The 24,465-nt window shown below is 67.5% G+C and carries 27 protein-coding genes and 1 tRNA gene; 4 read left to right on the forward strand and 24 right to left on the reverse strand.

What is annotated here, in order from left to right; all coding sequences use genetic code 11:
- Positions 1–81: 81 nt before the first annotated feature.
- The 4 genes from L2U69_RS11515 to L2U69_RS11530 all read right to left on the reverse strand — a co-directional run bounded on the left by L2U69_RS11515 (position 82) and on the right by L2U69_RS11530 (position 2,985).
- Positions 82–174, reverse strand: a tRNA-Ser gene (locus L2U69_RS11515).
- A gap of 40 nt (positions 175–214) precedes the next feature.
- A complete protein-coding gene (locus L2U69_RS11520; RefSeq protein WP_236107000.1) occupies positions 215–1,495 on the reverse strand; it encodes an aromatic ring-hydroxylating oxygenase subunit alpha in 1,281 nt (426 codons plus the stop codon).
- Positions 1,492–2,265, reverse strand: coding sequence for a creatininase (locus L2U69_RS11525; RefSeq protein ID WP_236107002.1), 774 nt, complete (start codon positions 2,263–2,265; stop codon positions 1,492–1,494). Before L2U69_RS11525 ends, L2U69_RS11520 begins: the two co-directional genes overlap by 4 nt.
- A gap of 9 nt (positions 2,266–2,274) precedes the next feature.
- On the reverse strand, positions 2,275–2,985 hold the full coding sequence (locus L2U69_RS11530) for an SDR family NAD(P)-dependent oxidoreductase (protein WP_236107004.1): 711 nt from the start codon (positions 2,983–2,985) through the stop codon (positions 2,275–2,277).
- A 131-nt stretch (positions 2,986–3,116) separates the two neighbouring features.
- On the opposite strand from L2U69_RS11530, the gene L2U69_RS11535 reads away from it, so the two are divergent.
- Complete coding sequence (locus L2U69_RS11535; protein WP_236107006.1) at positions 3,117–4,058, forward strand: LysR family transcriptional regulator; 942 nt, start codon at positions 3,117–3,119, stop codon at positions 4,056–4,058.
- Between the two features lie 3 nt (positions 4,059–4,061).
- Here the strand turns inward: L2U69_RS11535 and L2U69_RS11540 are convergent, their stop codons facing one another.
- The 19 genes from L2U69_RS11540 to L2U69_RS11630 form a co-directional block, all read right to left on the reverse strand.
- Positions 4,062–4,493 carry a GNAT family N-acetyltransferase gene (locus L2U69_RS11540; RefSeq protein ID WP_236107008.1) on the reverse strand — a complete coding sequence of 144 codons (432 nt, stop codon included), beginning with the start codon at positions 4,491–4,493 and terminating at the stop codon, positions 4,062–4,064.
- On the reverse strand, positions 4,493–5,179 hold the full coding sequence (locus L2U69_RS11545) for a glutathione S-transferase N-terminal domain-containing protein (RefSeq protein ID WP_236107010.1): 687 nt from the start codon (positions 5,177–5,179) through the stop codon (positions 4,493–4,495). Before L2U69_RS11545 ends, L2U69_RS11540 begins: the two co-directional genes overlap by 1 nt.
- A gap of 99 nt (positions 5,180–5,278) precedes the next feature.
- The gene (locus L2U69_RS11550; RefSeq protein ID WP_236107012.1) at positions 5,279–5,668 is read right to left on the reverse strand and encodes a VOC family protein; all 390 of its coding nucleotides are present in this window, start codon (positions 5,666–5,668) and stop codon (positions 5,279–5,281) included.
- Between the two features lie 12 nt (positions 5,669–5,680).
- Positions 5,681–6,184 carry a GNAT family N-acetyltransferase gene (locus L2U69_RS11555; RefSeq protein WP_236107014.1) on the reverse strand — a complete coding sequence of 168 codons (504 nt, stop codon included), beginning with the start codon at positions 6,182–6,184 and terminating at the stop codon, positions 5,681–5,683.
- Between the two features lie 125 nt (positions 6,185–6,309).
- The gene (gatB, locus tag L2U69_RS11560; protein ID WP_236107016.1) at positions 6,310–7,770 is read right to left on the reverse strand and encodes an Asp-tRNA(Asn)/Glu-tRNA(Gln) amidotransferase subunit GatB; all 1,461 of its coding nucleotides are present in this window, start codon (positions 7,768–7,770) and stop codon (positions 6,310–6,312) included.
- Positions 7,771–7,772: 2 nt separating this feature from the next.
- Complete coding sequence (gene gatA, locus L2U69_RS11565) at positions 7,773–9,251, reverse strand: Asp-tRNA(Asn)/Glu-tRNA(Gln) amidotransferase subunit GatA (RefSeq protein ID WP_236107018.1); 1,479 nt, start codon at positions 9,249–9,251, stop codon at positions 7,773–7,775.
- The gene (gene gatC / locus L2U69_RS11570) at positions 9,251–9,538 is read right to left on the reverse strand and encodes an Asp-tRNA(Asn)/Glu-tRNA(Gln) amidotransferase subunit GatC (RefSeq protein WP_236107019.1); all 288 of its coding nucleotides are present in this window, start codon (positions 9,536–9,538) and stop codon (positions 9,251–9,253) included. Before gatC ends, gatA begins: the two co-directional genes overlap by 1 nt.
- Before the next feature lie 195 nt (positions 9,539–9,733).
- The gene (locus L2U69_RS11575) at positions 9,734–9,994 is read right to left on the reverse strand and encodes a hypothetical protein (RefSeq protein ID WP_236107021.1); all 261 of its coding nucleotides are present in this window, start codon (positions 9,992–9,994) and stop codon (positions 9,734–9,736) included.
- Between the two features lie 64 nt (positions 9,995–10,058).
- Positions 10,059–10,673 carry a glycerol-3-phosphate 1-O-acyltransferase PlsY gene (gene plsY, locus L2U69_RS11580; RefSeq protein WP_236107023.1) on the reverse strand — a complete coding sequence of 205 codons (615 nt, stop codon included), beginning with the start codon at positions 10,671–10,673 and terminating at the stop codon, positions 10,059–10,061.
- A gap of 71 nt (positions 10,674–10,744) precedes the next feature.
- Positions 10,745–12,076 (reverse strand): dihydroorotase, encoded by a 1,332-nt coding sequence (gene pyrC / locus L2U69_RS11585; protein WP_236107025.1) that lies wholly within the window; start codon positions 12,074–12,076, stop codon positions 10,745–10,747.
- Positions 12,073–13,035 carry an aspartate carbamoyltransferase catalytic subunit gene (locus tag L2U69_RS11590; RefSeq protein ID WP_236107027.1) on the reverse strand — a complete coding sequence of 321 codons (963 nt, stop codon included), beginning with the start codon at positions 13,033–13,035 and terminating at the stop codon, positions 12,073–12,075. Before L2U69_RS11590 ends, pyrC begins: the two co-directional genes overlap by 4 nt.
- 25 nt (positions 13,036–13,060) lie before the next feature.
- Positions 13,061–13,546, reverse strand: coding sequence for a Holliday junction resolvase RuvX (gene ruvX / locus L2U69_RS11595; protein WP_236107029.1), 486 nt, complete (start codon positions 13,544–13,546; stop codon positions 13,061–13,063).
- Between the two features lie 31 nt (positions 13,547–13,577).
- Positions 13,578–14,855 carry a M20 family metallopeptidase gene (locus L2U69_RS11600; RefSeq protein ID WP_236107032.1) on the reverse strand — a complete coding sequence of 426 codons (1,278 nt, stop codon included), beginning with the start codon at positions 14,853–14,855 and terminating at the stop codon, positions 13,578–13,580.
- On the reverse strand, positions 14,852–15,283 hold the full coding sequence (locus L2U69_RS11605) for a GNAT family N-acetyltransferase (RefSeq protein WP_236107034.1): 432 nt from the start codon (positions 15,281–15,283) through the stop codon (positions 14,852–14,854). Before L2U69_RS11605 ends, L2U69_RS11600 begins: the two co-directional genes overlap by 4 nt.
- A 41-nt stretch (positions 15,284–15,324) precedes the next feature.
- The gene (locus tag L2U69_RS11610) at positions 15,325–16,257 is read right to left on the reverse strand and encodes a BKACE family enzyme (protein ID WP_236107036.1); all 933 of its coding nucleotides are present in this window, start codon (positions 16,255–16,257) and stop codon (positions 15,325–15,327) included.
- Position 16,258: 1 nt separating this feature from the next.
- Positions 16,259–17,620 carry an aminotransferase family protein gene (locus tag L2U69_RS11615; RefSeq protein WP_236107038.1) on the reverse strand — a complete coding sequence of 454 codons (1,362 nt, stop codon included), beginning with the start codon at positions 17,618–17,620 and terminating at the stop codon, positions 16,259–16,261.
- A 114-nt stretch (positions 17,621–17,734) separates the two neighbouring features.
- On the reverse strand, positions 17,735–18,580 hold the full coding sequence (locus tag L2U69_RS11620) for a phytanoyl-CoA dioxygenase family protein (RefSeq protein ID WP_236107040.1): 846 nt from the start codon (positions 18,578–18,580) through the stop codon (positions 17,735–17,737).
- Positions 18,565–19,950: an MATE family efflux transporter gene (locus L2U69_RS11625; RefSeq protein WP_236107042.1), complete on the reverse strand. Its 1,386-nt coding sequence runs from the start codon at positions 19,948–19,950 to the stop codon at positions 18,565–18,567. The genes L2U69_RS11620 and L2U69_RS11625 overlap by 16 nt, the downstream gene beginning before the upstream one ends.
- A 17-nt stretch (positions 19,951–19,967) precedes the next feature.
- Complete coding sequence (locus L2U69_RS11630) at positions 19,968–20,708, reverse strand: aldolase (protein ID WP_236107045.1); 741 nt, start codon at positions 20,706–20,708, stop codon at positions 19,968–19,970.
- A gap of 192 nt (positions 20,709–20,900) precedes the next feature.
- Here L2U69_RS11630 and L2U69_RS11635 point away from each other — a divergent pair, with 192 nt between their 5' ends.
- Complete coding sequence (locus tag L2U69_RS11635) at positions 20,901–21,773, forward strand: TauD/TfdA dioxygenase family protein (RefSeq protein ID WP_236107046.1); 873 nt, start codon at positions 20,901–20,903, stop codon at positions 21,771–21,773.
- Here the strand turns inward: L2U69_RS11635 and L2U69_RS11640 are convergent, their stop codons facing one another.
- Positions 21,774–22,706, reverse strand: coding sequence for a 2-hydroxyacid dehydrogenase (locus L2U69_RS11640; protein WP_236107048.1), 933 nt, complete (start codon positions 22,704–22,706; stop codon positions 21,774–21,776). It abuts the gene before it with no gap.
- Positions 22,707–22,972: 266 nt separating this feature from the next.
- On the opposite strand from L2U69_RS11640, the gene L2U69_RS11645 reads away from it, so the two are divergent.
- Both L2U69_RS11645 and L2U69_RS11650 read left to right on the forward strand, forming a co-directional pair.
- On the forward strand, positions 22,973–23,731 hold the full coding sequence (locus tag L2U69_RS11645) for a class II aldolase/adducin family protein (RefSeq protein ID WP_236107050.1): 759 nt from the start codon (positions 22,973–22,975) through the stop codon (positions 23,729–23,731).
- Positions 23,724–24,464, forward strand: coding sequence for a maleate cis-trans isomerase family protein (locus L2U69_RS11650; protein WP_236107052.1), 741 nt, complete (start codon positions 23,724–23,726; stop codon positions 24,462–24,464). The genes L2U69_RS11645 and L2U69_RS11650 overlap by 8 nt, the downstream gene beginning before the upstream one ends.
- Position 24,465: the final 1 nt, after the last annotated feature.

Raw genomic sequence — 24,465 nt, forward strand, 5'->3', positions numbered from 1 at the left:
TTCCGCAAGGCCATGATGGCGCGCCAGCATGTCGGAAACATGTCGGCGACGAATATGGTGGGACTGTCGAGGGCGCGACGGTGGCGGAGCCGGAGGGATTCGAACCCTCGATAGGGGTTTACCCCCTATAACGGTTTAGCAAACCGCCGCCTTCAGCCGCTCGGCCACGGCTCCGCATTCAGGAGGGCTTGTGTAGCCAAGCGCTTCGCGGAAGTCAAACACTGCTCGCGGCTTGTGACACGCTTTCCGCGGGCCGCGCGCGGGGGCCGTAATAGGGGGCGCGGCGGGCCCGCGCCGGGTGGCGGCCCTCGGCCATGGCGGCGACATAGCGGTGGATCAGCCAGACCGGTTCCTCGAGGTGGCTGAGACGGCCGCGCACGACCTTGCGGGAGTGCAGCCCGCGCTGCACGGCGGCGTTCACCACCATGTCCTCGGTGTGGAAGGCGCGGAGCATTTCGGTCTCGCTTTCCAGTGCCTCGGCCCAGTCCGGGGCCTGGCGCGCCTCGGGGCGGACCAGGGTGGTGGTCAGCAGGCGGCAGCGCCCGGCGCCGTCCGGGAACAGGCGGTACCACAGCACGCGGTCATGGGTGGTCAGCATCATGAAACAGGGAAAGCCGACATAGAGGCCCCATTCATGGGCCTGTTCGTCGCCGAGGCCGGCGATCGGGGGAAAGCCCGGCACCTTGGGGCCGCCGTCCGCCGCCGCCTTCATCTCGGCGCGCAGCGCATCGGTATAGGGCAGATGGGCCTTGATGAAATGGGGGTGTTCCGGCTCGGTCCAGGTGTTCTCCCCCGGCATGGAGGGGTTCAGGGTGCGGGCGTGGGCGCCGATGTGATGGTAGGATTCCATCCAGTTCTCGATCATCACTTTCCAGTTGAAGGCGCAGTCCCAGGTCATCTCGATCGCCAGTTCCATGGTCGCCATGTCCCAGGGCGCGACGGCCTCGGCGAGGTCGGCGTATTGGACCGCGAGCGGTTCCGCCTTCTCGTCGAAATTGACGAAGATGAACCCCTGCCAGACTTCCGACCGGAAGGATTGCAGCGGATAGTCCGCCTTCTCGAACCCTTCGGCGTTCTGCATCTGGACGCAGCCCCGAAGGCTGCCGTCGAGATTATAGACCCAGGCGTGATAGGGGCAGACGAGGCTGGAACGTTTGCCCGAGGGCGGCAGATCGCCATCGGGCGGCATGATGTCCATGGCGCGATGCGCGCAGACCCGCGACAGGACATGGATCGCCCCCGCCTTGTCCCGTGTGACCAGAAGCGGCTCGTCGAACAGATCGAGGGCGAGGTAGGAGCCCGGTTCCGGCACCTGGGAGACATGGGCGAGACACATCCATTCCGCCTCGAAGATCGCGCGGCGCTCGAAATCGAACCAGGCCTCGCTGGTATAGGCGGCGGCCGGAAGCGTCGTGGCGCGTTCCAGGGGCCTTGCGGCGGTGGCGATCACCTCGCGGCGGATCGCCTCGAGTTCGGGCGCGAGCGGCGCAGTCACAGCCCGAACTCCGCCCGGACGGCGGCGGCGATCAGGGGCACGTGATCGTCGAGCAGCCATTGGCCCTTTTCGGCGGTCGAGCCCTGGGCGCGGGCCAGCACGCCGGAGGGCGGCACCCGGTCGGGCCAGACCGGGGTCCGGTCATAGGTCGGGAAATCCGCCGGGCCGTCGTTCGGGATCCGGTCCATGCGCACCAGATCCGGCCGGATCGCCAGCATGAGCGAGGTTTCGAGGAGGCTGGCGTGCTCCAGATCGGTGCCGGGGAAGCCGTCGGGGAACAGGCGGTCCAGGGTCTCGCGCTTCACGAAATCCCAATATTCGAGGCGCAATGCCGTAACCCCGTCGATCCCGTCCCGGCGCAGCTCGCGAATGCCGAGATCGAGACCCTCGACCGCCGGCCAGGCATTCTCGAAATGGCCGTTCAGGATGACGAAGCGCCGCGCGCCGTGCAGGCCGAGGTCATGCACCACGTCCTTGATGACGAGGGAAAGCGTATGGGCCGAGAGGCTGGTGGTGCCGGGAAACGCCTGACCGCCGCCGGAGCGCGGCTGCGACTTGTAACCATAGGGAATGCAGGGCGCGACGATGCCGCCCACCTCGGCCGCGACCGAGGCCGCGACATGGGATGGCAGAAAGACATCGACACCCAAGGGCAGATGGGGCCCGTGCTGTTCCGTCGCCCCGACGGGCAGGAAGACGGGGGCGCCCGCCGCCACCCTGGCCTCGAATTCGGGCCAGGTCATTTCCGCCATGAGAACGCTGTCGGTCATGTCGCACCTCTATCGCATGGCGGCGCCGCCATCGACGCCGATGCATTGCCCCGTGATGAAGCCGGCGCCCGGGCCGGCCAGGAAGAGAACCGCCGCCGCCACTTCCCCCGGCTGGCCGATCCGGCCGAGGGGATTGCCGGTCTCGATCGCCTTGAGGCCGGGATCCATATGGGCGAAATCGAGGAGCGGCGTGTCGACCGGGCCCGGCGCCACCGCATTGACGCGGATGGCCGGCCCCAGTTCCCGCGCCCAGGAGCGGGTGAGCGAGAGGATCGCCCCCTTGGTCGCGGCATAGACCGACGAGCCCGCCCGCCCCAGATAGGCGAGTTCGGAGGCGATGTTCACGATCCGCGCATCGGGCGCCAGGAAGGGCAATGCGGCCTGGGTGACCAGCACCGGCCCCTTCACGTTGACCGCCATCATGCGGTCCATCTCCGCCTCGGTCACGTCGGCGAGGGGGCGGCTGATCTCGATCCCCGCGCAATTGACCAGCACGTCGATCCCGCCCAGCGCCTTCGCCGCTTCGGCCACGCCGGCACGGGCGCTTTCGCCATGGCCGACATCGCTGCCGATGATGGCGAAGCCCGCACCCTGCCCGGCCCGGAGGTCGAGACCGGCAACCCTGGCGCCTTGTGTCGCGAAACCTTCCGCGATCGCCTTGCCGATGCCGCTGGCGGCGCCGGTGACCAGTATTTTCATGCCCTCGAACGCGCCTGCCATGATCCGATCCGACCCAAGAAATCCGATCACAGGATGGCAAGCGCCGGGCCGCCCTCGAAGCCGCGAAATGCGAATGCTGGCCATTGTTTGGATTAATGACAGAAGGCAGAATGGCGCGGCGGGAGGGGGCCATGTCCGACAGCAAGCTCGACCTCGACGCCGGCCTGTTCCGCCGCGTCGATCTCAATCTGTTTCGCGTCTTCCTGGAGATCGCGCAGGCGGGCGGCATCGGGGCGGCGGCGCGGCGCCTGAACCTGCAGCAGCCGGCGGTCAGCGTCGCCCTGCAACGCCTCGAAGGCCATCTGGGCCATGCGCTGTGTACACGGACCTCGCGCGGGGTGACGCTGACGCCGGCCGGTCAGGTGGTGGCCCATTTCGCCGAGGAATTGTTCCGCGAGGTTCAGGCCCTGCCCCGCGCCCTGGCGGCCGCCTCGGGCGAGGTGGAGGGCGATCTGGTGATCCGCGCCGTCTCGGGCGTGGTCTCGCCCGAGGTGGATGCGACGCTCGAAGCCATGGCGCGGCGCCACCCGCGCATCCGCCTCAATATCGACATCGCGCCCCGCCGCATCGTGCTCCAGGCGCTTTTGAAGGGCACGGCCGAAGCCTGCCTGACCTTCGATTCGGCGCCCCGCGCCGATCTCCACTACGAACCCCTGATGCGGGAATATCAGCAGATCTATTGCGGGCGCAGCCACCCGCTCTATGGCATGCGCGTGGCCGATCCGGCGCGGCTGTCGGGGGAACGCTTCGTCCTGATGGGGTCGGACGAGCCGGACGACGTGCGCAACTTCAGGCGTCGCTACGGCCTCGGCGACAATCCGGCGGGGATCGCCGAGAATCTGTCGGAGACGATCCGCCTGATCCGCCTCGGCATCGGTATCGGCTTCCTGCCGACCCTGATCGCGGAAGGCGTGACACCCCCGGACGCTCTCTGGCCCCTGCTGCCGGTCGCGGACCTGCCGAATTACCTGATGTATCTGGTGACACGGCCGGAGGCGGAACAGACCCTGCCCGCCCAATTGTTCCTGGCCGAGATCCGGCGCCGCATGGCGGCCCTCGGCGCGCCGCTGTAGGGCTCAGACCGCGCGCTTGAAGTGATAGCTGGCGATATGCAGCCCGCGGGCGAAATAGAAGCCATGGGCGGCGAAACGCTGGACGCCGGAATCGAGATCCAGTTCGGCGCAGCCGTTCCGCCGCGCCTCCTCGATCAGCCAGTTCATCAGGACCGTGCCGTCGCCCGCGCCGCGCCGGTCCTCGGTCGTCACCAGATCGTCGACATAGAGTTTCAGGCCGGCATAGAGGGTCTCGTAGAGCCTGAACCCCGCGACGGCGACGGGCGCGCCGCCGGCTCCCGCGCGCCAGATCATGCGATAGCCGCCGTCCCGCATGCGCCGCACCCGCGCCAGCAGGTCGTCGGGCCCGGCCAGTTGCGGGCGAAGCTGCGCGATCACCGGGAAAAGCGCGGCGACCTGGTCATCGGTCGCCGCCTCGAACACGTCCTGGGGCATCAACGGGCCTTCTGGCCGAAGAGTACCTTCTTCGCCTCTTCGTCGTCCTGCAGGGGTTTCCGCAGATCCTTGCCGACGGCGAAGCCCTTCTGCACGGCGGGCCGCGCCTCGATCGTCTCGAACCAGCGCCTCAGGTTGGGGAAGTCCGCCAGATCCTGGCCCTGGTTCTTATGGGGCACGACCCAGGGCCAGGCCGCCATGTCGGCGATCGAATAATCGCCCGCCAGGAAGTCGCGGTCGGCGAGGCGCTTGTTCATCACGCCATAGAGGCGGTTGACCTCGTTGGTGTAGCGGTTGATGCCATATTCGATCTGCTCCGGCGCATATTGCCGGAAATGATGGGCCTGGCCGGCCATGGGGCCGAGACCGCCCATCTGCCAGAACAGCCATTGCTCCACCTCGACCTTGGCGCGTTCTTCCTGGGGATAGAAGCGCCCGGTCTTCCGGCCGAGATATTGCAGGATCGCCCCCGACTCGAAGACCGAGATCGGCGCGCCGCCGTCGGCCGGTTCGGTATCGACGATGGCGGGCATGCGGTTGTTCGGGGAAATCGCCAGGAAGGCGGGTTCGAACTGTTCGCCCCGGCCGATGTTCACCGGCTTCATCTCATAGGGCAGCCCGCATTCCTCGAGCATGATGGAGATTTTCCAGCCGTTCGGTGTGGGCCAGTAGTGGAGTTCGATCATCGTCACCTCCCTCGATGGGCGATGAACGATAACCGTTAACCTTCCGCCACAGGAATGCGCCCTGTGCAGGGCACCCTTTCGGCGATTTGTTCCACAGTTTCAGGCTGGTAAATGGCAGACGGCCTCGACGTTGTGACCGTCGGGATCGAGCACGAAGGCGCCGTAATAGTCCGGATGGTAATGGGCGCGGATGCCGGGCGCGCCATTGTCGCGCCCGCCGGCCGCCAGCGCGGCGGCATGAAAGGCATCGACGGTCGCCCGGTCCGGCGCTGTGAAGGCGACATGGAGGCCCGGCGTCATCGGCCGATCCGCCGTGCCGATCCAGAAGAAGGGCTTGCCCGCCGTCCCGAAACCGACATGGGCGCCGGCGCCGGTCTGTTCCGCCGTCACCGCCATCTGGACGGAAATGCCGAGGGGGGCGAGCGCGCGTTCGTAGAAGGCGCGGGAGGCTTCGAGATCGCCGACCCCGAAACCGATGTGGTCGATCATGGCGCATTCCCCTCAGAGGCCGAAGGCCCTTGCATAATGCACCGAACCGACATGGCCCGAAAGCGCCCCGGGCACGAGTTCCCGGGCCATGAAGGCGTCCCCCGCGAAGGGGCCTTGCAGCTTCGCGGCCAGTGCCGCCGAAAAGCCGAAGCGCGGATAATAGGTGGGGTGCCCCAGCACCACCACCGCCTCGAAGCCACGCGCCTGCAACAGATCGAGGGAGGCGCGGATCAACCTGCCGCCGATGCCCCGGCCCTGACGTGCCGGCACGACCGAGACCGGGGCGAGAGCGACCGCCCGCACCGGACGCCCGTCCACCACCACGCCGAGGTCGGAATGGAGGATATGGCCGAGGATCGCGCCCCCCTCCTCCGCCACCATGGAAAGCTCGACGTCGCCATCATGCGCGAGGCGGGCGACGAGATCCGCCTCGTCCCGCTGGCCGAAAGCTTCGGTGACGACGGCCGCGATGGCCGGATCGTCGGTCGGCAGGCTTTCACGGATGCCGAGGTTCATGCGGATCTCCGCCGACACGCGTCACCCCGGCGAAGGCCGGGGTCTTTCGACGAGTAGGCGCCCTTGCCTGGGGGAGGTCCCGGCCTTCGCCGGGACGACGCGCATATTGTTGGCGCCCCTCCCCATCAGGGGGAGAGCTTGCCCTTCAGGATCTCGTTCACGGCGGCGGGATTGGCCTTGCCCTGGGTCGCCTTCATCACCTGACCGACGAAGAAGCCGAAAAGCTTGTCCTTGCCCGAGCGATATTCCGCGACCTTGTCGGCGTTCCTGGCCAGAACCTCGTCGATCGCGGCCTCGATGGCACCGGTGTCGGTGACCTGGCGCAGCCCCTTCTCCTCGACGATCGCACCCGGCGCCTTGCCGGTCTCGACCATCGCCTCGAAGACTTCCTTGGCGATACGGCCGGAGATCGTGTCGTCGGCGATCAGGTCGATCAGCTCGCCCAGCGCCTTGGCCGAGACCGGGCTGTCGGTCACGGACTTGCCGAGACGGTTCAGCATGGCGAAGTAATCGCCCATGATCCACGACGCCGCCAGCTTCGGGTCGCGGCCCTTGGCCACCGCCTCGAAGAAGTCGGCCGGCTCGCGCTCGGCGACCAGCACCGAGGCGTCATAGGGCTTGATGCCGTAGTCGGCGACCAGACGGGCCTTCTTCTCGTCCGGCAGTTCCGGCAGGCCCTTCTCGATCTCCGCGACCCATTCGGCGTCGAGCACCAGGGGCAGCAGGTCGGGGTCCGGGAAATAGCGGTAATCATGCGCGTCTTCCTTGGAGCGCATGGAGCGGGTCACGCCCTTGCCGGAATCGAACAGGCGGGTTTCCTGGTCGATCTTGCCGCCGTCCTCCAGGATGTCGATCTGGCGCCGGGCCTCATATTCGATGGCGGCGCGGACGAAGCGGATCGAATTGACGTTCTTGATCTCGCAGCGCGTGCCGAATTCCGCCCCCGGACGGCGCACCGAGACATTCACGTCGGCGCGCATGGAGCCTTCCTCCATATTGCCGTCGCAGGTCCCGAGGTAACGCAGCACGGTGCGCAGCTTGGTGAGGTAGAGCGCCGCCTCCTCCGCCGAACGCATGTCCGGCTCGGAGACGATTTCCATCAACGCGACGCCGGCCCGGTTCAGGTCGACGAAGGTGAGGTTCGGGTGCTGGTCGTGCATCGACTTGCCGGCGTCCTGTTCCAGGTGCAGGCGGGTGATGCCGATCTCGCGCGTCGAACCGTCCTTCATGTCGAGGATGAGACGCCCCTCGCCGACGATCGGGTCCTTGTACTGCGATATCTGATAGCCGTTCGGCAGATCGGCGTAGAAATAATTCTTCCGGTCGAAGACCGAGGTCAGATTGATCTTCGCCTTGAGACCGAGACCGGTGCGGACCGCCTGCTCGACACAATAACGGTTGATCACCGGCAGCATGCCGGGGAAGCCGGCATCGACGGTCGAGACCTGGGAATTGGGTTCCGCCCCGAAGGTGGTCGCGGCGCCGGAGAACAGTTTGGCGTTCGACGTGACCTGGGCATGGACTTCGAGGCCGATGACCATTTCCCATTCGCCGGTGGCGCCCTGGATGAGGTTGGGGTTGGACATGGTCAGGCCCTCCACCACGCGGCGGGTTTCGCCTTGAAGGCCGCCGCCCGTTCCAGCGCGAAACCGACATTCAGCACGCCCGCCTCGTCGAAGGGCTTGCCGATCACCTGCAGGCCCATGGGCAGGCCCTGATCCGAAAGTCCGGCCGGCACCGACATGGCGGGCAGGCCGGCCAGATTGGCGGTCACGGTGAAGACGTCCAGCAGATACATGGAGACGGGATCCGCCTTCTCGCCCGAGGCGAAGGCGGCAGACGGCGCGGTCGGCGCCAATACGGCATCGACCGTCTCGAAGGCCGTCTCGAAATCATTGGCGATCAGGCGGCGCAGCTTCTGCGCCCGGCTGTAATAGGCGTCGTAATACCCGGCCGAGAGGACGTAGGTGCCGATCATGATGCGGCGGCGCACTTCGGGGCCGAAGCCCTCGCCCCGCGTATTCTCATACATTTCGATCAGGTCCTTGCCCGGCACGCGAAGGCCGAAGCGGACACCGTCGTAACGCGCGAGATTGGACGAGGCTTCCGCCGGCGCCACGATGTAATAGGCGGGCAGTGCGTGGCGGGTATGGGGCAGGGAAATCTCCACCACCTCGGCGCCGGCATCGCGCAGCCATTCGGCGCCCTTGGCCCACCAGGCCTCGATCTCGGCCGGCATGCCGTCGACCCGATATTCCTTGGGAATGCCGATCTTCTTGCCCTTCAGGTCGCCGGTCAGGGCGGCGGCGTAATCGGGCACGGGGGTGGGCACTGAGGTCGAATCATGGGGGTCGTGGCCGGCCATGGAGCCGAGCAGGATCGCCGCGTCGGTCACCGATTTGGTCATCGGCCCCGCCTGTTCGAGGGAGGAGGCGAAGGCGACGATGCCGAAGCGCGAGCAGCGGCCATAGGTCGGCTTGATGCCGACGGTGCCGGTGAAGGCGGCGGGCTGGCGGATGGAACCGCCGGTATCCGTGCCGGTCGCGGCGACGCAGAGATCGGCGGCGACGGCGGCGGCCGAACCGCCGGACGAGCCGCCGGGCACCAGGGCCGCGGTATCGCCATTGCGGCGCCAGGGGTTCACCACCGGGCCGTAGTAGGAATTCTCGTTCGAGCCGCCCATGGCGAATTCGTCCATGTTCAGCTTGCCGAGGAGTACGGCCCCGTCGCGCCACAGGTTCGACGTCACGGTCGATTCATAGGGCGGCGTGAAACCGTCCAGGATGTGGCTGGCGGCGGTGGTCAGCACGCCCCTGGTGCAGAACAGATCCTTCACGCCGATCGGCAGGCCCTCGAGCGGGCCGGCCTCGCCCGCCGCGATCCGCGCATCCGACTTCGCCGCCTGTTCGAGGGCGAGGTCCGGCGTCTCGGTGATATAGGCGTTCAGCGCGCGGCCGCCTTCCATCGCGTCGAGGAAGGCGCTTGTCAGTTCGACGGCCGAGAAATCCTTGGCGGCCAGGCCCGCCTTCGCCTCGGCGATGCCGAGTTTCGTCAGTTCGCCCGCCATCACTCGACCACCTTCGGCACCGTGAAGAAACATTCGATCCGGTCCGGCGCATTGGCCAGCAGGGTTTCGGCGCTGCCGCCGTCGGTAACGACGTCGTCGCGCAGCGGCAGGGAGCGATGCACGACGCTGGTCAGCGGCGCCACGCCCTCGACGTCGACGGACTGAAGCTGTTCGACGAAATGCAGGATGCCGTTCACTTCATCGGCAAGGGCCGGCAGTTCGGCCTCGTCGACACGAATGCGCGCGAGACGCGCGATCTTCTTCACGGTAGCGGGATCGACCGACATATCTCTGTTTTCCAGGAAATTCAGGCCGGGAACCTAGCAATGCGCGGGGGCCGAAGGCAAGCCTTACGCCCGGCGATGGCGTTTCCCCCTCACCCCACCCTCTCCCCGGAGGGGCGAGGGAGTCGATGGTGCGCCAGATGGGCCCCCTCGCCCCGCTTGCGGGGAGAGGGTTGGGGTGAGGGATCCAGCGTCAGTTCAGCCCGGCTGGATGTCGCAGCCGCAGATCGGGCAGGCCTGGGCGACGGTCAGGGGCGTGGCGATACCGGCGGCGCCGAGCAGCTTCAGGGCACGGGTCAGATGGTCGCCATGGAGGCTGACGTTGCAGCGGGCGGCCATCAGGGCCTCATCGCGGGGGCCGACGTCCTGGGTGGTCCAGGCCAGCGCCTGGGTGGCGCCGAAGGCCATGGCCGGTGCGGACACGGAACCGAAGAGGAAAGCGCGGCGGCTGATCGACATGACGAAACCTTTCTCACCCCCTCGGGCCAATGTCCGCCCGGGACCGCGCCGTGTCAACGCGGCATCATTTCTTGCCGGCGCCGATGCGCGGCTCGGTCCCGGCGAGCAGGCGTTCGATATTGGCGCGGTGGCGGATGAAGATGAGCACGGCGCAGAACCCCGCCATGACCGCCTGATCCTGCCCCGCCAGATAGGCCGCATAGACGGGGCCCAGCGCCGCCGCCACCAGGGCCGCGAGGGACGAAATGCGAAAAATGCCGGCGATCACGGCCCAGGTGGCGCAGCACGCGAGCCCGGCGGGCCAGGCGATGGCGGTGAGCGTGCCGAGGAAGGTCGCCACCCCCTTGCCGCCGTTGAACTTCAGCCAGACCGGAAAGCAATGGCCGAGGAAGGCGGCGCCGCCCGCCATGGCTGCGAGCGGCACGCCCGCGACCCACCAGGCGAGCCCGACCGCGATCGCCCCCTTGCCCGAATCGAGCAGCAGGGTGGCGAGCGCCAGCGGCTTGTTGCCGGTTCGGAGCACATTGGTGGCCCCGATATTGCCCGAGCCGATGGTCCTTATGTCGCCGAGCCCGGCCAGCCGCGTCAGCACCAGACCGAAGGGAATGGAGCCGAGCAGATAGCCCACGACGACGGCGAGGCCGATCGTAATGGCGGCGGCGGTGGCGAGATCATCCATGGGCGGTTCCGGTCCCCGGTCGGAAGGGTGCGGCCGGTCTTCGCCGGCCTTCTGAAGGATGCGGCCTGCCTTCAGCCGGCCTTGGCGTCGAACACCTTGAGGCCGTCGACGACGGTCATCAAGACCTTGCCGGTCAGGGGCAGACCCTCGTAGGGCGTGTTCTTGGACTTGCCCCGCATGGCGTCGACATCGACGCGCCAGGGCTTTTCCGGATCGAAGACCACCAGATCCGCCTTGGCGCCCGCGCGCAGCACCCCGCGCGAGGAAAGGCCAAGGAGTTTCGCCGGGGCCGCGGTCATGCGCGCCAGCACGTCGTTGAGGCGCATGCCGTGGGAATGATGCAGGGTCAGGGCCACCGCCAGCATGGTCTCCAGCCCGGCGGCACCGAAGGCGGCCTCGGCGAAGGGGCGGCGCTTGGCCTCCACGTCCTGCGGCATATGGGCGGAGACGATGACGTCGATGGTGCCGTCCTTCACCGCCTCGACGATCGCCAGACGATCATCCTCGGTGCGGAGCGGCGGCGAGACCTTGGTGAAGGTCCGATAGTCGTTCACCGCGTTCTCGTTCAGGCTGAAATAGACCGGCGCGGTGCCGCAGGTGACCGAGAGACCCCGCTTCTTGGCGGCGCGGATCACCTCGAGCGTATCCGCCGCGCTGACCTGGGCGACGTGATAGCGCGCCCCGGTCAGTTCGACGAGGCGCACGTCACGCTCCACCACCATGGCTTCCGCCGCGACCGGGATGCCGGCAAGACCGAGACGGGTCGAGACATCGCCTTCGTTCATGGCGCCGTCCCGCGCCAGCGATGGATCCTCGGCGTGCTGGATGACCAGCTTGCCGAACAGGGTCGAATAGGAAAGCGCGCGGCGCATCACCCGGGCGGAGGCGACGGCGCGGTCGCCATCGGTGAAGGCGACGGCGCCGGCCTCGACCAGAAGGCCCATCTCGCTCATCTCGGTGCCGTTCAGGCCCTTGGTGACGGCGGCCATGGGCTGCACGCGGACCAGGCTGTTCTCGCGCGCCCGGCGCTCGACATATTCGACGATGGCGGGTTCGTCGATCGCGGGATCGGTATTGGGCAGGCAGATCAGGGTGGTGATGCCGCCCGCCGCCGCCGCCGCGCTGGCCGAGGCGAAGCTTTCCTTGTGTTCCGCCCCCGGCTCGCCGACGAAGGCATGCATGTCGATGAGGCCCGGCGCCAGGCAATGGCCGCCGCAGTCGACCACCTCGACGCCCGACGGCACGCCGCCCGAAAACAGGCTGGGACCGAGGTCGGCGATCTGGTCGCCGGTGGTCAGCAGGGCGCCCATGGTGTCGAGGCCGGTGGCCGGATCGAGCAGGCGGGCGTTCAGATAGGCGACCAGCCTGCCCTTCTCGGCGCCGGGATTGGCGGGGCGCTTCACAGCGGGGCTCCGACGTTGGGAAGATGACGGGTGAGCGCGTCGAGACAGGCCATGCGCACGGCGACGCCCATCTCCACCTGCTCGCGGATGACGGAGCGGTTGATGTCGTCCGCCACCGTGCTGTCGATCTCCACGCCCCGGTTCATCGGGCCGGGGTGCATGATCAGGGCGTCGGGCTTGGCCAGCGACAGTTTCTCCTGATCCAGGCCGTAGAAGTGGAAATATTCGCGCAAGGACGGGACATAGGCGCCCTGCATGCGTTCCATCTGCAGGCGCAGCATCATGACGATGTCGACACCGGCCAGGCCCTTCCGCATGTCGTGATGCACCTCGACGCCCAATTCCTCGATGTTGCGGGGCATCAGGGTGGGCGGGCCGATCACCCGGACACAGGCGCCCATGGTGTTCAGCAGGTGGATGTTCGAGCGCGCGACCCGGGAGTGCAGGATGTCGCCGCAGATCGCGACCACCTGACCGTCGAGCCTTCCCCGGCGGCGCCTGATGGTCAGCGCGTCGAGGAGCGCCTGGGTCGGATGTTCGTGGGAACCGTCGCCCGCGTTGATGACGGCGCAGCCGACCTTCTGGGAGAGGAGGTGGACCGCGCCCGAATCCTGATGCCGCACGACGAGGACGTCGGGGTGCATGGCATTGAGCGTCATGGCCGTGTCGATCAGGGTCTCGCCCTTCGAGACGGAGGAACGCGCCACCGCCATGTTGAGGACGTCGGCACCCAGCCGCTTGCCCGCCAGCTCGAAGGAGGTGGATGTCCTTGTCGACGGTTCGAAGAACAGGTTCACCTGGGTCCGGCCGCGCAGGCTGGACTTCTTCTTGTCGACCGCCCGGTTCTGCTCGACATAGGTATCGGCGAGATCGAGGAGGAAACTGATGGCCGGGGGCAGCATGCCCTCGATGCCCAGCAGGTGGCGGTGGGGGAAACCCGTGTCGGCGGAATCGCTCATGGCCCCGTTCTATACGTCCCGCCCGTCAGGGCCGCAAGTCGTGGCGCGCGCGGGCCGCCGTCGCATCCAGATAACCCTGCAGGATGTAGGTCGCCGCCAGCTTGTCGACCAGTTCGGCGCGACGCGCCCGCGTCATGTCCGCCTCGATCATCATGCGGGTGACGGCGGCGGTCGAAAGCCGCTCGTCCCAGAAGGTCAGGTTGAGGTCGCGGCGCTTCAGAACCTCGCGCGCGAAGGCCCGGGTGGCCTGGACCCGGGGGCCCGCCGTGCCGTCCATGTTCATGGGCAGGCCAAGGACGACGCCGGTCACCCCATGCTCGTCGATCAGGGCGAAGAAACGTTCGACATCCACGGTGAACTTGACCCTTCGGATCGTCTCCAGCGGGCTCGCCACCGTGCGCGAGATGTCGGACAGGGCAAGCCCGATGGTCTTGGTGCCCAGATCGACCCCGAGAAGGCGGGTCATGGGCGGCAGGGCGCGGTCGAAGGCGTCGTTTTCGAGCTGAGGCATGGCCGGGTTATAGCGCCGGGCGAAAGCCCCGTCAGCCCCGCCGTTCGACCCCGCACCAATCGGCCATGAAGAGGGCCAGCACCTCCGCCACCTCCATCATGCTGGGCAGGGAAACCCATTCGTCGATGCCATGGATGCTGCCCGCCGTCGGGCCGTAGCAGGTGGCGGGCGTATCGCCATAGAGGATGAAGAAGCGGGCATCCGTCGTGGCGGTGGACGCCAGTTCGGTCAGCGGCTTTTCGGAGACCTGGAAATGCGCGCGGCGCAGCCCCTCCAGCAGGGGCTCCTGCGGGTCGATGGCGCAGCCCTCCGCCTGAAAGCCGCGATAGGTGATCTTGACCGCGGCCCCCTTCAGGGCCGGCTGCATCGCCCTCGCCTCCTCGATCGCCATTTCGAGGGACGCCTTCACCGCCTTGATGCTCATGCCCGGATAGAAGCCGACGCGGACGTCGATCGACGCGGCGCAGGGCACGCTGGACGGCCATTCGCCGCCCGCGATCCGGCCCAGGTTGAAATTGACCGGATGCCTGTGATCGGCGTAACAGGCATGGCGGAAGGAGGCTTCGTTCCACGCCGCCTCCACCCCGCGCAGCGCCTCGAAGATCACCGTCACCGCCTCGATCGCATTGGTCCCGGCCGAGGTATCGAGAACATGGGCCGGCTTGCCCACCACATCGACGGTCAGCCACATGACGCCCAATTGCGCGATCATCAGGCTCTGGTCGAAGGGTTCCGGAATGATCGCGGCATCGGCCCTGTAACCCTTCGCAAGGCAGGCGAGCGCGCCGTTGCCGGTGCATTCCTCCTCGATCACCGATTGCAGGAAGACGGGGGCCGCCGGCTGCAGGCCGAGGCGGGCCAGTGCCTCGAACGCCATGCAGTAGGCAACGATCCCGGCCTTCATGTCGCCCGCGCCCCGGCCATAGAGGCGATCGCCGTCGAGCCGGGGCGCGAAGGGTGCATTGGTCCAGAGATCCGCCGGCCCGGTCGGCACCACGTCGATATGGCCGTTCAGGATCAGCGACCTGCCCGCCGGATCGCGCGGACGGTGACTGCCGACCACATTCTCCCGCCCCGCGTAATCCGGGATCACCGGGGGCGAGAAACCGGGCAGGTCACGGATCGCCGCCAGATCGACCTCGAAACGATCGACCGTAAGCCCGAGCCCGGCAAAACGATCGGCCATCAGGGCCTGGGCACCCTGCTCATGACCAAGCGTGCTGCCCTCCGCGACCAGGGCGGAGAGAAGATCGAGCCCCTCCCCGCGCAGATCGCGGACGGCGGCGCGGATATCTTCGGTCAGGCTCATGGCATCTCTCCGGCGAGGCGGCGGAAGTCGGCGCCGTCGATCTGGTGGATCAGGTCTTCCGCCTTATGGGCGAAGCCGGCCCGCCGGTAGAAGCCCTGGGCGGCGACATTGGCGGCATCGACCGAGAGGCGGATGTAACCCCAGCCACGTGGCGCGACATGGCGGGCAAGCGCCGCGAGCAGGGCCCGGCCGAGGCCGCCGCCCCGGCTTTCGGGATCGACATAGAGATCCTGGACATAGGCGCCGGGCATGCCCCGCCAGGTGGAGAAGGAGCGGAAATAGAGGCAGAGACCGATGGCCCTGCCCCCCTCTTCCGCGATCAGGGCTTCGAAGGCGGGATCGGGGCCGAAGCCCCAGCGACGCAGATCCTCGACCGTGCCCTTGATGCGCCCGGCATCGCCCATCGCCGCCCCGATCCCCCTGATCATGGCGAGGATCGCGGGGGCGTCCGCCTCCGTCGCCGGGCGGATCAAAACGCCACCCGGTCGCCGCCCTTCAGGTGCAGCATGGCGCGTGCCTCCGCCGGGGTGGCGACGTCGAGGGCGAGCGCCTCGATGATGGTGCGGATGCGCCGGACCTGATCGGCATTGGACGGCGCCAGCCCGTCCCGCCCGAGGGTCAGGCTGTCCTCCAGCCCGACACGGACATGGCCGCCGAGGATCGCGCCCATGGTGACCAGCGGCATCTGGTGGCGCCCGGCGCCGAGGACGGAAAAGCGATAGTCGTCGCCGAACAGCCGGTCGGCGATCGCCTTCATGTGCATCAGGCTCTCGGGCTCCGGCCCGATGCCGCCGAGAACGCCGAGCACGAATTGCACGAACAGCGGCCCTTCCACCAGCCCCCGGTCGCGGAAATGGGCGAGGGTATGGAGGTGACCGACGTCGTAACATTCGAACTCGAAACGCGCACCGCAGCCCTTGCCCAGGCGCTCCAGAATGCCCTCGATATCCTTGAAGGTATTCTTGAAGATCGTATCGCGCGTGTTCTCGAGGAGGCGTGGCTCCCAATCGTGCTTCCAGTCGGCATAGCGATCGACCAGGGGGAACAGGCCGAAATTCATCGAGCCCATGTTGAGGGAGCACATCTCCGGCTCCGCGCGCAGCGGCGCCGCCAGCCTCTCGTCCAGGCTCATGGCCGAACTGCCGCCGGTGGTGATGTTGACGACCGCATCCGTCGCCTGGCGGATGCGGGGCAGGAATTGCATGAAGACGTCCGGGTCCGGGCTGGGCCTGCCGTCCTTCGGGTCGCGGGCGTGAAGGTGCAGGATGGCGGCGCCGGCTTCCGCCGCCGCGATCGCCTGGGTCGCGATCTCGTCCGGGGTTACGGGCAGAAGGGGGCTCATGGTCGGGGTGTGGATCGAGCCCGTCACCGCGCAACTGATGATGACCTTGCGTGCCGCCATTTCAGGCGGCCCTGGGCAGGCGCAATTCGACCGCCAGATCGTCCAGGCTTTCGGTCAGCATGCCCATCAGGTCGTCGACCTCGTGCGGCGTGATGATCATGGGCGGGCAGACCAGGAAGTGATCGCCTTCGTAACCGCCGCGCGTGCGCCTGGAATAGAGGATCAGGCCCTGGTCATAGGCAAGGTCGACGATCCGCTGATAGGCGTTCAGATGCGCCGGCAGCGGTTCCATGGTCGCGGCATCGGCGACCAGTTCGACCGCCAGCAGCAGGCCCTTGCCGCGCACGTCGCCGATGAAGGGGAAGCGCGCCTTCAATCCCTCCAGCCGGGATTTGAGCAGATCCCCCATGCGCGCCGCATTGCCGATCATGTCGTGGCGCTCCATCTCGTCGAGCACGGCAAGCCCGGCGGCCCCCGCCAGCGGATTGCCGGCATAGGTGAAACCATGCAGGAAACCGCCCGCCGCCAGCACCGGCGCCACGATCCGCTCCGGCGCGACCATGGCGCCCAGCGGGCAATAGCCGGAACCGAGACCCTTGGACAGCGCCACCAGATCGGGCCGCCCCTCGGGCCAGTGATCGCCGCCCAGAAAGCGCCCGGTGCGCCCCGCGCCGCTCATCACCTCGTCGTGGATCAGCAGGATACCATATCGGTTACAAATCTCGCGGATCCGGCCGTAATAGCTGTCCGGCGCCACCAGGGCCCCGGTGGAAGCCCCGCCTACCGGCTCCATCAGGAAGGCGAGCACGGTTTCCGGCCCCTCGGCCCTGATCTGGGCTTCCAGCAAGTCGGCATAGCGAAGCCCTCGCTGGTCCATCGACAGATCATCGCGGTCGAGATAGGCGGTGGGCGCCGGGATCTTGGGACTATGGGGCATCATGGGGGCGAAGGGCGCCGTCAGCGCGGCATAGCCGGTCACGGCCAGGGCCCCCAGGGTACAGCCGTGATAGGAGGGAAAGCGCGAGATCACCTTGTAGCGCCCGGTCTGCCCGGTGGCGACGGCATATTGGCGCGCCAGCTTGATGCAGGATTCGACCGCTTCCGAGCCGCCGGAGACGAAGAACACCCGGTCGAAGCCCGGCGGCATCATCCCGCACAGGCGCCGCGCCAGTTCCTCCGCCGGTTCATTCTCGAAATGCAGGCGATAGGCGAAGGTCGCCCGGTCCATCTGGCGTTTCATGGCCTCCAGCACGGCGCGATTGCCATGGCCGATATTGACCACCATGGCGCCCGAAGAGCCGTCGATCCACCGCCGCCCATCCGCCGCCCAGATATGAATCCCCTCCGCCCGATCCACCACCGGCCGCTCGGCCCCGGTCTGATAGAAGAGATTGGACGGGCGACGGTTGGAGCCATCATGCATTTCAACAGACGAGCCTCGGGAAAACGGGATGGCAGCTTGCGCCTGCTTGGGGGTGGAGGGCAAGGGGAGGTCGCTGCAGTCCGGCCGTCGCCCGAGTATCGTCGGGTCCAGGCTTCAATAAGGCCGGTCCGGGAAGGTCACCGTCTCGCCCGGCAGGCGGGGGCCCATCAGGACGTTCTCGTGATAGGTGGAGAGGATGCGGCGGCGCGCGAGGACGTTGGCGTCGGTCAGGCCGGGTTCGGGCACCGGCTCGTGGCCCCAATGGCCGTGGGGGTCGGTGCCGCGCACCACTTGGCCGGAGCCCATGCCGACGTTCTGGCGCGCCGCCGCCGGCGTATAGTCGTAGAGGATGGCGACGCGGCGATAGTCGGCCGTGTTGGCGGCGGAGCCGTGGACGGCGTTGCCGTGGAAGATCGCCACTTCGCCCGGCTCGAGGATGAGGTTCACCGCCTGGTCGGGATCGACGTCGACGACGCGCGCGACGAGGCGCTTCTTCTGGCCCGAACCTTCGGTCAGGGAGAAGGGGCGCACCCGGTCGTGGGTGCCGGGGATCACCTTCAGGCAGCCGTTCTCGGGCGTCGCCTTCGAGAGCGCGACATAGACGATGACGAAGGCGGGCGTCACCTCGATCCGCGCCGAATCCTGATGCCAGCCGTAGTCGACGTGACTGCCCGGGTTCTTGATGCGGAAGGTCGCATTGGTCATCAGGATGTCGGGGCCGAGCAGATCCTCCACAGCGTCGAGCAGGCGGGGGTGGCGGCCGAGGTCGTAGACCCAGTCGAACAGGAGATTGGCCTTGATGTCGAAGGCCCAGGCGATGTCCGCCGGCCGCTCCGCCTCGAAGGCCTCGGTCAGGGCGTTGAGGCGTGCCACTTCCGCCGTATCGAGGATCTTCAGGCCGGAGACGAAACCGTCGCGTTCGAAACCTTCGACCTGTGCATCGGTCAGGAACTTGCCCATGAGACCTCCTGTTCGTCGGTAGGAAACGGCGGCCGGGCCGCCAGATGGCGAAAGCGGAAGATCAGGAGCCCGGTCGAGACCATGGAGGCGAGCACGATGGCGCCGATCAGGCCCCGCGCCCCGAGCGCGAAGTGAACGCCGAGCCACCACGCCAGCGGCACCATGACGACGACATAGGAGACCAGATGGCTGGTGGTCGGCAGCCAGGCCTCGCCGTAGCCGCGCAGGATGTTGGCGACGACGCGCTGCGCCCCGTCGATCAGGGCGACGAAGCCGATCACGGCGACGATCGGCACGCAGACCGCCGCCAGCGCCGGATCGGCGGTATAGAGAGCGGAAATCAGGCCCGGCACGCACATGAAGCCGAGCGCCACCGCGAGCATGAGACCCGAGAAGACCGCGAGGCCGGTGACGCCCGAACGGGCCATGCCCTCGCCGTCGCGCCGTCCGCGGGCCTGGGCGACCCGGACCGCCGCCGCGCCGCCGACGCCGACCGCCGGCATGAACAGCATCATGTTGATGTTGATGGCGATGGTATAGGCCGCCAGCTCGACCGCGCCCATCCGCCCGGCGAAAAGGGTGAGCAGGGCGAAGCTGCCGCTTTCGATGCCCATGGACATGCCTTCGGCATAGCCGATGCGGCGCTGGCGCGTGCCGTCGGCCCAGCGGTGGTCGGCCAGGCTCGGCCGGCCCAGGCCCCGGCGCCCCGGCATGACCCAGACGACATAGAGAATGGTGCCGGCCGCCAGCACCAGACGGGCGATCAGGGTGGCGAGGGCGGCCCCTTCCGCGCCCTGGGGTTCGAAGCCCAGCGCCCCGTCGACCAGCACGAAATTGAGCAGCAGGTTGACCACATTGGCGATGGCCAGCATGACGACGCCGACATAGGGCCGCCCGGTCGATTCGAGGAGACCGATCGTCGCGATGTAGCAGAGCATGGGCGGCAGGGACCAGGCGAAGAGCGCCGAGATGTGGGCGGCCGCGTCGGCCAGCGCCACGCCCTGCCCCAGGGCCAGGAAGATCCCGTGGGCCTGATAGGCGATCACGATGCCGAGACCGCCCACCACCAGGGCATAGAGCAGCGCCCGGCGCCAGATCCGCCCGCATTCGGCCATGTCGCGCCGGCCGTAGGCCGCCGATATCTCGACCATGCCGCCCATGAGGAGGCCGAGGCCGATGGTCTGCATGGTATGGACCAGGACGAGGCCGAGGGAGAAGCTGGCGAGCGCATCGGTGCCGTAATGGCCGACCACCATATTGTCGACCACCAGCATCAGCGTCAGGCCGATGCGAGCCATGACGATGGGCAGCGCGAGACGGGCGAGAAGCCCGGCTTCCCGCCCGTCCAGACGCCGGCCGCCTGCGCTCACCGCGTCGCTCAAGGGCGTCAGTCGCGGTAGTCGGGCGTCTCCGACGCCAGAACACGCTCCAGCGCGGCGAAGTGATAGGACGCCTCGAATTCGGCGACGTCGGCGAACTGCTTCGCCGTCTGGGCCGCGACATTGGGGCTGATCTCGCGCAGCGGCAGGCCGGTGCCGGCCGCCAGCACCTGCACCTGGGCGGCGCGCTCGAGGTAGTAGAGGTCGTGGAACGCCGCCGCCACGGAACGACCGTGGACGACGACGCCGTGATGGGCGAGGAAGATGATGTCCTCGCCGCCCTTGGCGCCCTCGGCGATGCGCTCGCCCTCGTCCGCATCCATCGCAAGACCGTTGTAGCCGTCGTCATAGGCGATGCGGCCGTAGTAACGCAGCGCGTTCTGATGGACGAAGCGCAGGCGCCCGCCCTCGACACAGGTCAGGGCCGTCGCATAGGGCATGTGGGTGTGCATGATGCAGACCGCGTCGGGACGGGCCTTGTGGCCTTCGGTATGGATGAAGAAGGCCGTCGGCTCGACCACGCCGTCGCCTTCCAGGACGACGCCGGCACCGTCGACCAGCAGCAGGCGGCTGGCGGTGATTTCCGACCAGTGCACGCCGAGCGGATTGATCAGATAGAGTTCCTCGTCGCCCGGGACGCGGACACTGAAGTGGTTACAGACGCCCTCGTGCAGGCCGAAGCGGACGGCGAGACGGAGTGCGGCGGCGAGTTGGCGGCGCAGTTCCACGGTCTTGGACATTTCCAGCATGTCGACATCTCCACCCGGCAAGGACACGGCGTTCATTGTCGTCAATCGGGTATCACAGGGGCCCGCCCCGCTACAATCTTCGTTAGTGAACGAATGTAAAAACCATGGTTTGAAGCCGGTCAAAGCATGTTGCATGCGACGAATTCATGAGCATCATCTAGTACCGACGGACAGTTTGACGGAGCTTGCCCCATGTCGGCCGCACCCTATCGCCATATCGAGGTCACCCCGCTTGGCCCCACCTTCGGCGCCAGGGTCGACGGCGTGAACATCGCGGCACCGGTCTCGGACGAGGCCTGGGCGGAGGTCGATCGCGCCTTTGCCGAATACCGCGTGATCGTGCTGCCCGACCAGCCCGCCCTGCCCGACCGCATCGTCGACTGGAGCCGGCGCATCGGCTTCACGGAACAGCATATCGACAGCAAATACCTGCTGGACGGCCATCCCGAGATCATCAAGATCGGCAACCTGAAGGAGGGCGGCGTGATGAAGTCGCTCTTCGTCAACGCGCGGGAGGAATGGCATTTCGACTATTCCTATGTCGCCAAACCCTCGATCGCCGCGCTGTTCTATGCCGTCGAGATCCCGCCGGAAGGCGGCGACACGCTGTTCGCGGATTCGACCGCCGCCTTCGAGAGCCTGGACGAGGACGAGAAGGCACGCCTGCGCGGCCTGACCGCGATCCATTCCTGGGCCCGCCTGCACGAACAGCTGGAGGCCATGGACCCGACCCGCACGCCCCTGTCGGACGAGGCGAAGCGGCGTTTCGCCCCCGTGCCCCAGCCCCTGGTCTACCGCCATCCGGTGACCGGGCGGGAATCCCTGTGGCTGGCGCCCCAGGTGGTGTCCGAAATCATCGGCATGCCGGAGGCGGAGAAGGACGAACTCCTCGCCCGGCTGACCGCGCACGCCACCAGCCCCGGCTTCACCTATCGCCACAAGTGGCGAAAGGGCGACCTCGTCTTCTTCGACAATCGCGGCACCCTGCATACCGCGACCGTCTTCGACTACGAACGCTACCTGCGCCTGATGTATCGGACCACGATCCTCGACGTCGCGGCCTGATCAGTAGCCACGGGCGAGATCGACGGCGTTCACCATGGCCTCGCCCCGAAGCGCGCGGTCGTAATTCTCGATCACCGTCTCGGCAGCCGTCAGGGGCGAGATACCGCCCGCGACATGGGGCGTGACCAGAATCTCGGGCCGGCGGTAGATCGGGCTTTCGGGCGGCAGCGGCTCTTCCGAAAAGACGTCGAGGGTGGCGCCGGCGATCCGGCCGCCCTCGATGGCGGCGATCAGATCAGTCTCCACCAGATGGGCGCCCCGCCCGATGTTCACGACGAAACTGCCCGTTCGCATCAGGTCGAAAGTACCGGCGCTCAGGATGCCCGTGGTCTCGGGCGTCAGGGCCAGCACGTTCACGATCAGGCGGCAGGCGGCCAGGAAGTCGGGCAGTTCGCCAGTGCCGGCGAAGCAGCGCACGCCCTCGATCTCGCGCTTGGTGCGGCCCCAGCCGGCGACCGGAAAGCCGAGGTCGCGCAACTGCCGCGCCACCGCCCCGCCGAGGACGCCGATGCCCATGACGCCGACCGGGAACTGCGCCTTCACCGGCGCCGGCACGTAATCCCAAAGGCGCGCGCGAGTATCGCGCTCATAGCGATCGAAGGCGCGGAAGTGGCGATAGGTGGCGGCGACCGCGTAATCGACCATGGTTTCCGTCAGGCTTGAATCGACCAGCCGCGCCAGCGGCACGCCCGCCGGCAGATCCGCCAGATTCAGCTGATTGATGCCGGCGCCGAGCGACTGGATGCCCTTCAGATTGGGAAAGCGGGACAGGCCGCAGGCCGGCGGCTTCCACATCAGGGCGAATTCGACCGACGCGGGATCGGCGATGTCGTTCCATTCGGTCAGCGCCAGTTCGGGGCGGCGCGCCGCGACCGCCTGAGCCCAGGCCTCGGGATCGTCCAGATCGCTGGAAAAGAGAATGGTCCGCTTCATCCTGGTCCCTTCCATGAACGGCCGACGTCGCCCCGAAACTTGCAGAACTGGCGCCCGGCGCGATTATGAATCTTTCAAAACGTCATTTGAGCGGCGATAAAGTCCAAATAATAGGCCCCGAAAAACCTTTAAATCCAGGCGCATGCAGAAAATTTGTGCAGTCCTGACCAAATATTGAACAGGGCAGCGCCGATTGACACCCTGCCGCCCACGCCACCTAAACTATTGCCATTGCAGTCGACGGCGAAGGGATCGGGGCGGCATCGATGGCAGGCGCGAACGGGCACCATACCACGGATGTAATCAGGCGGGACCTGGCGGTCGCCCATGCGCTCGCCGCCCGCTTCGGCATGACCGATCTGATCTACAGCCATTTCTCCGCCCGTGATGCCGACGATCACAACCTCTTCTACATCACCCCCTACGGCCATCTGTTCGAGGAAGTGCGCGACGACGCGCTGTCCTCGGTGCGCATGACCAACGACGGCTATGCCGTCGAGGGATTGATGAACCCGGCCGGCGCCATCATCCACGAGGCGGTCTATGCCGTCAGGCCCGATGTCGGCGCCGTCTGCCACACCCATACGCGGGCCGGCGTCGCGCTTTCCATGCTGGCGGAAGGCCTGCTGCCGCTGTCGCAATTCGCGCTCCGTTTCCATGGGCGCGTCGGCTATCACGCCTATGAGGGCGCCACCCTGATCCCCGGCGAACGCGACCGCCTGCAGGCGAGCAGCGCCGGCGTCGATGTCGTCATCCTGCGCAATCACGGGCTTCTCACCTTCGGGCGCGACATCCGCGAAGCCTTCTCGCGCATGTATTTCCTCGACCGGGCGGCGCAGGTGCAGATGGACGCGCTGGCGACCGGCCGCCCGCTGGTGCCCCTGTCGGAAGAGATCTGCCGCATGACCCGCGATCAATACGCCGGTCTCGGCGATGAGGACATGGAGGAACGCATGGAACTCGAATGGGCGGCGCTGCGCCGCCTGTCGGGTCTTGCGGCGACGGAGGACGGCCACGATGCGTGACTATGTGGGCTGGCGGGCGCGGATCGGCCTCGTCTACATGGCGTCGTCCATCGTGATGGAGCCGGAATTCTATGCCATGGCGCCGGAAGGCGTCTCCATCCACACCGCGCGCATCCATCTGCCGGCGGCGACCGAGGCGGGCTTGCGCGAGATGATGGAGGGCGGCCCGCTGGAGGACGCCTCCACCCTGCTCGGCCATTGCCCGCTCGACAGTGCCGTCTTCGGCGGCACCAGCGCCAGTTTCCTCGACGGCGGCACCTACGACGGTACGGTCATCGCGCGCATGAAGGCGAGGATGGGCGGCGGCCTGCCGGTCACCACCTCGTCCACCGCCTCGGCCGCCGCGCTGTCCGCGCTGGGGGCGAAGAAGATCACCTTCACCGGCCCCTACAACGCCGACGTGACGGCGCGCGGCAGGCGCTTCTTCGAGGATCGCGGCTTCGAGGTGCTGGATGCCTTCGGTCTCGGCATAGAGAGCGATCATGGCATCGGCGACGTGCCGCTGGAGGAAGTCTATCGCTTCGTCAAGAAGGTGGCGGTGGCCGGATCCGACGCCGTCTTCATCTCCTGCACCAATTTCCGCACCGTGGGCGCCCTTGCGGCGCTGGAGGAGGATCTCGGCATCCCGGTGGTCAGCTCGATCCAGGCGTCGTTCTGGCACGGCCTGCGGCTGGCCGGCGTGCGCGACCGGGTGACGGGGTTCGGCAGCCTGTTCGACGTGACGGAGGTCTGAG

The organism is Zavarzinia marina, assembly GCF_021568905.1.
Taxonomy (GTDB): Bacteria; Pseudomonadota; Alphaproteobacteria; order Zavarziniales; family Zavarziniaceae; genus Zavarzinia; species Zavarzinia marina.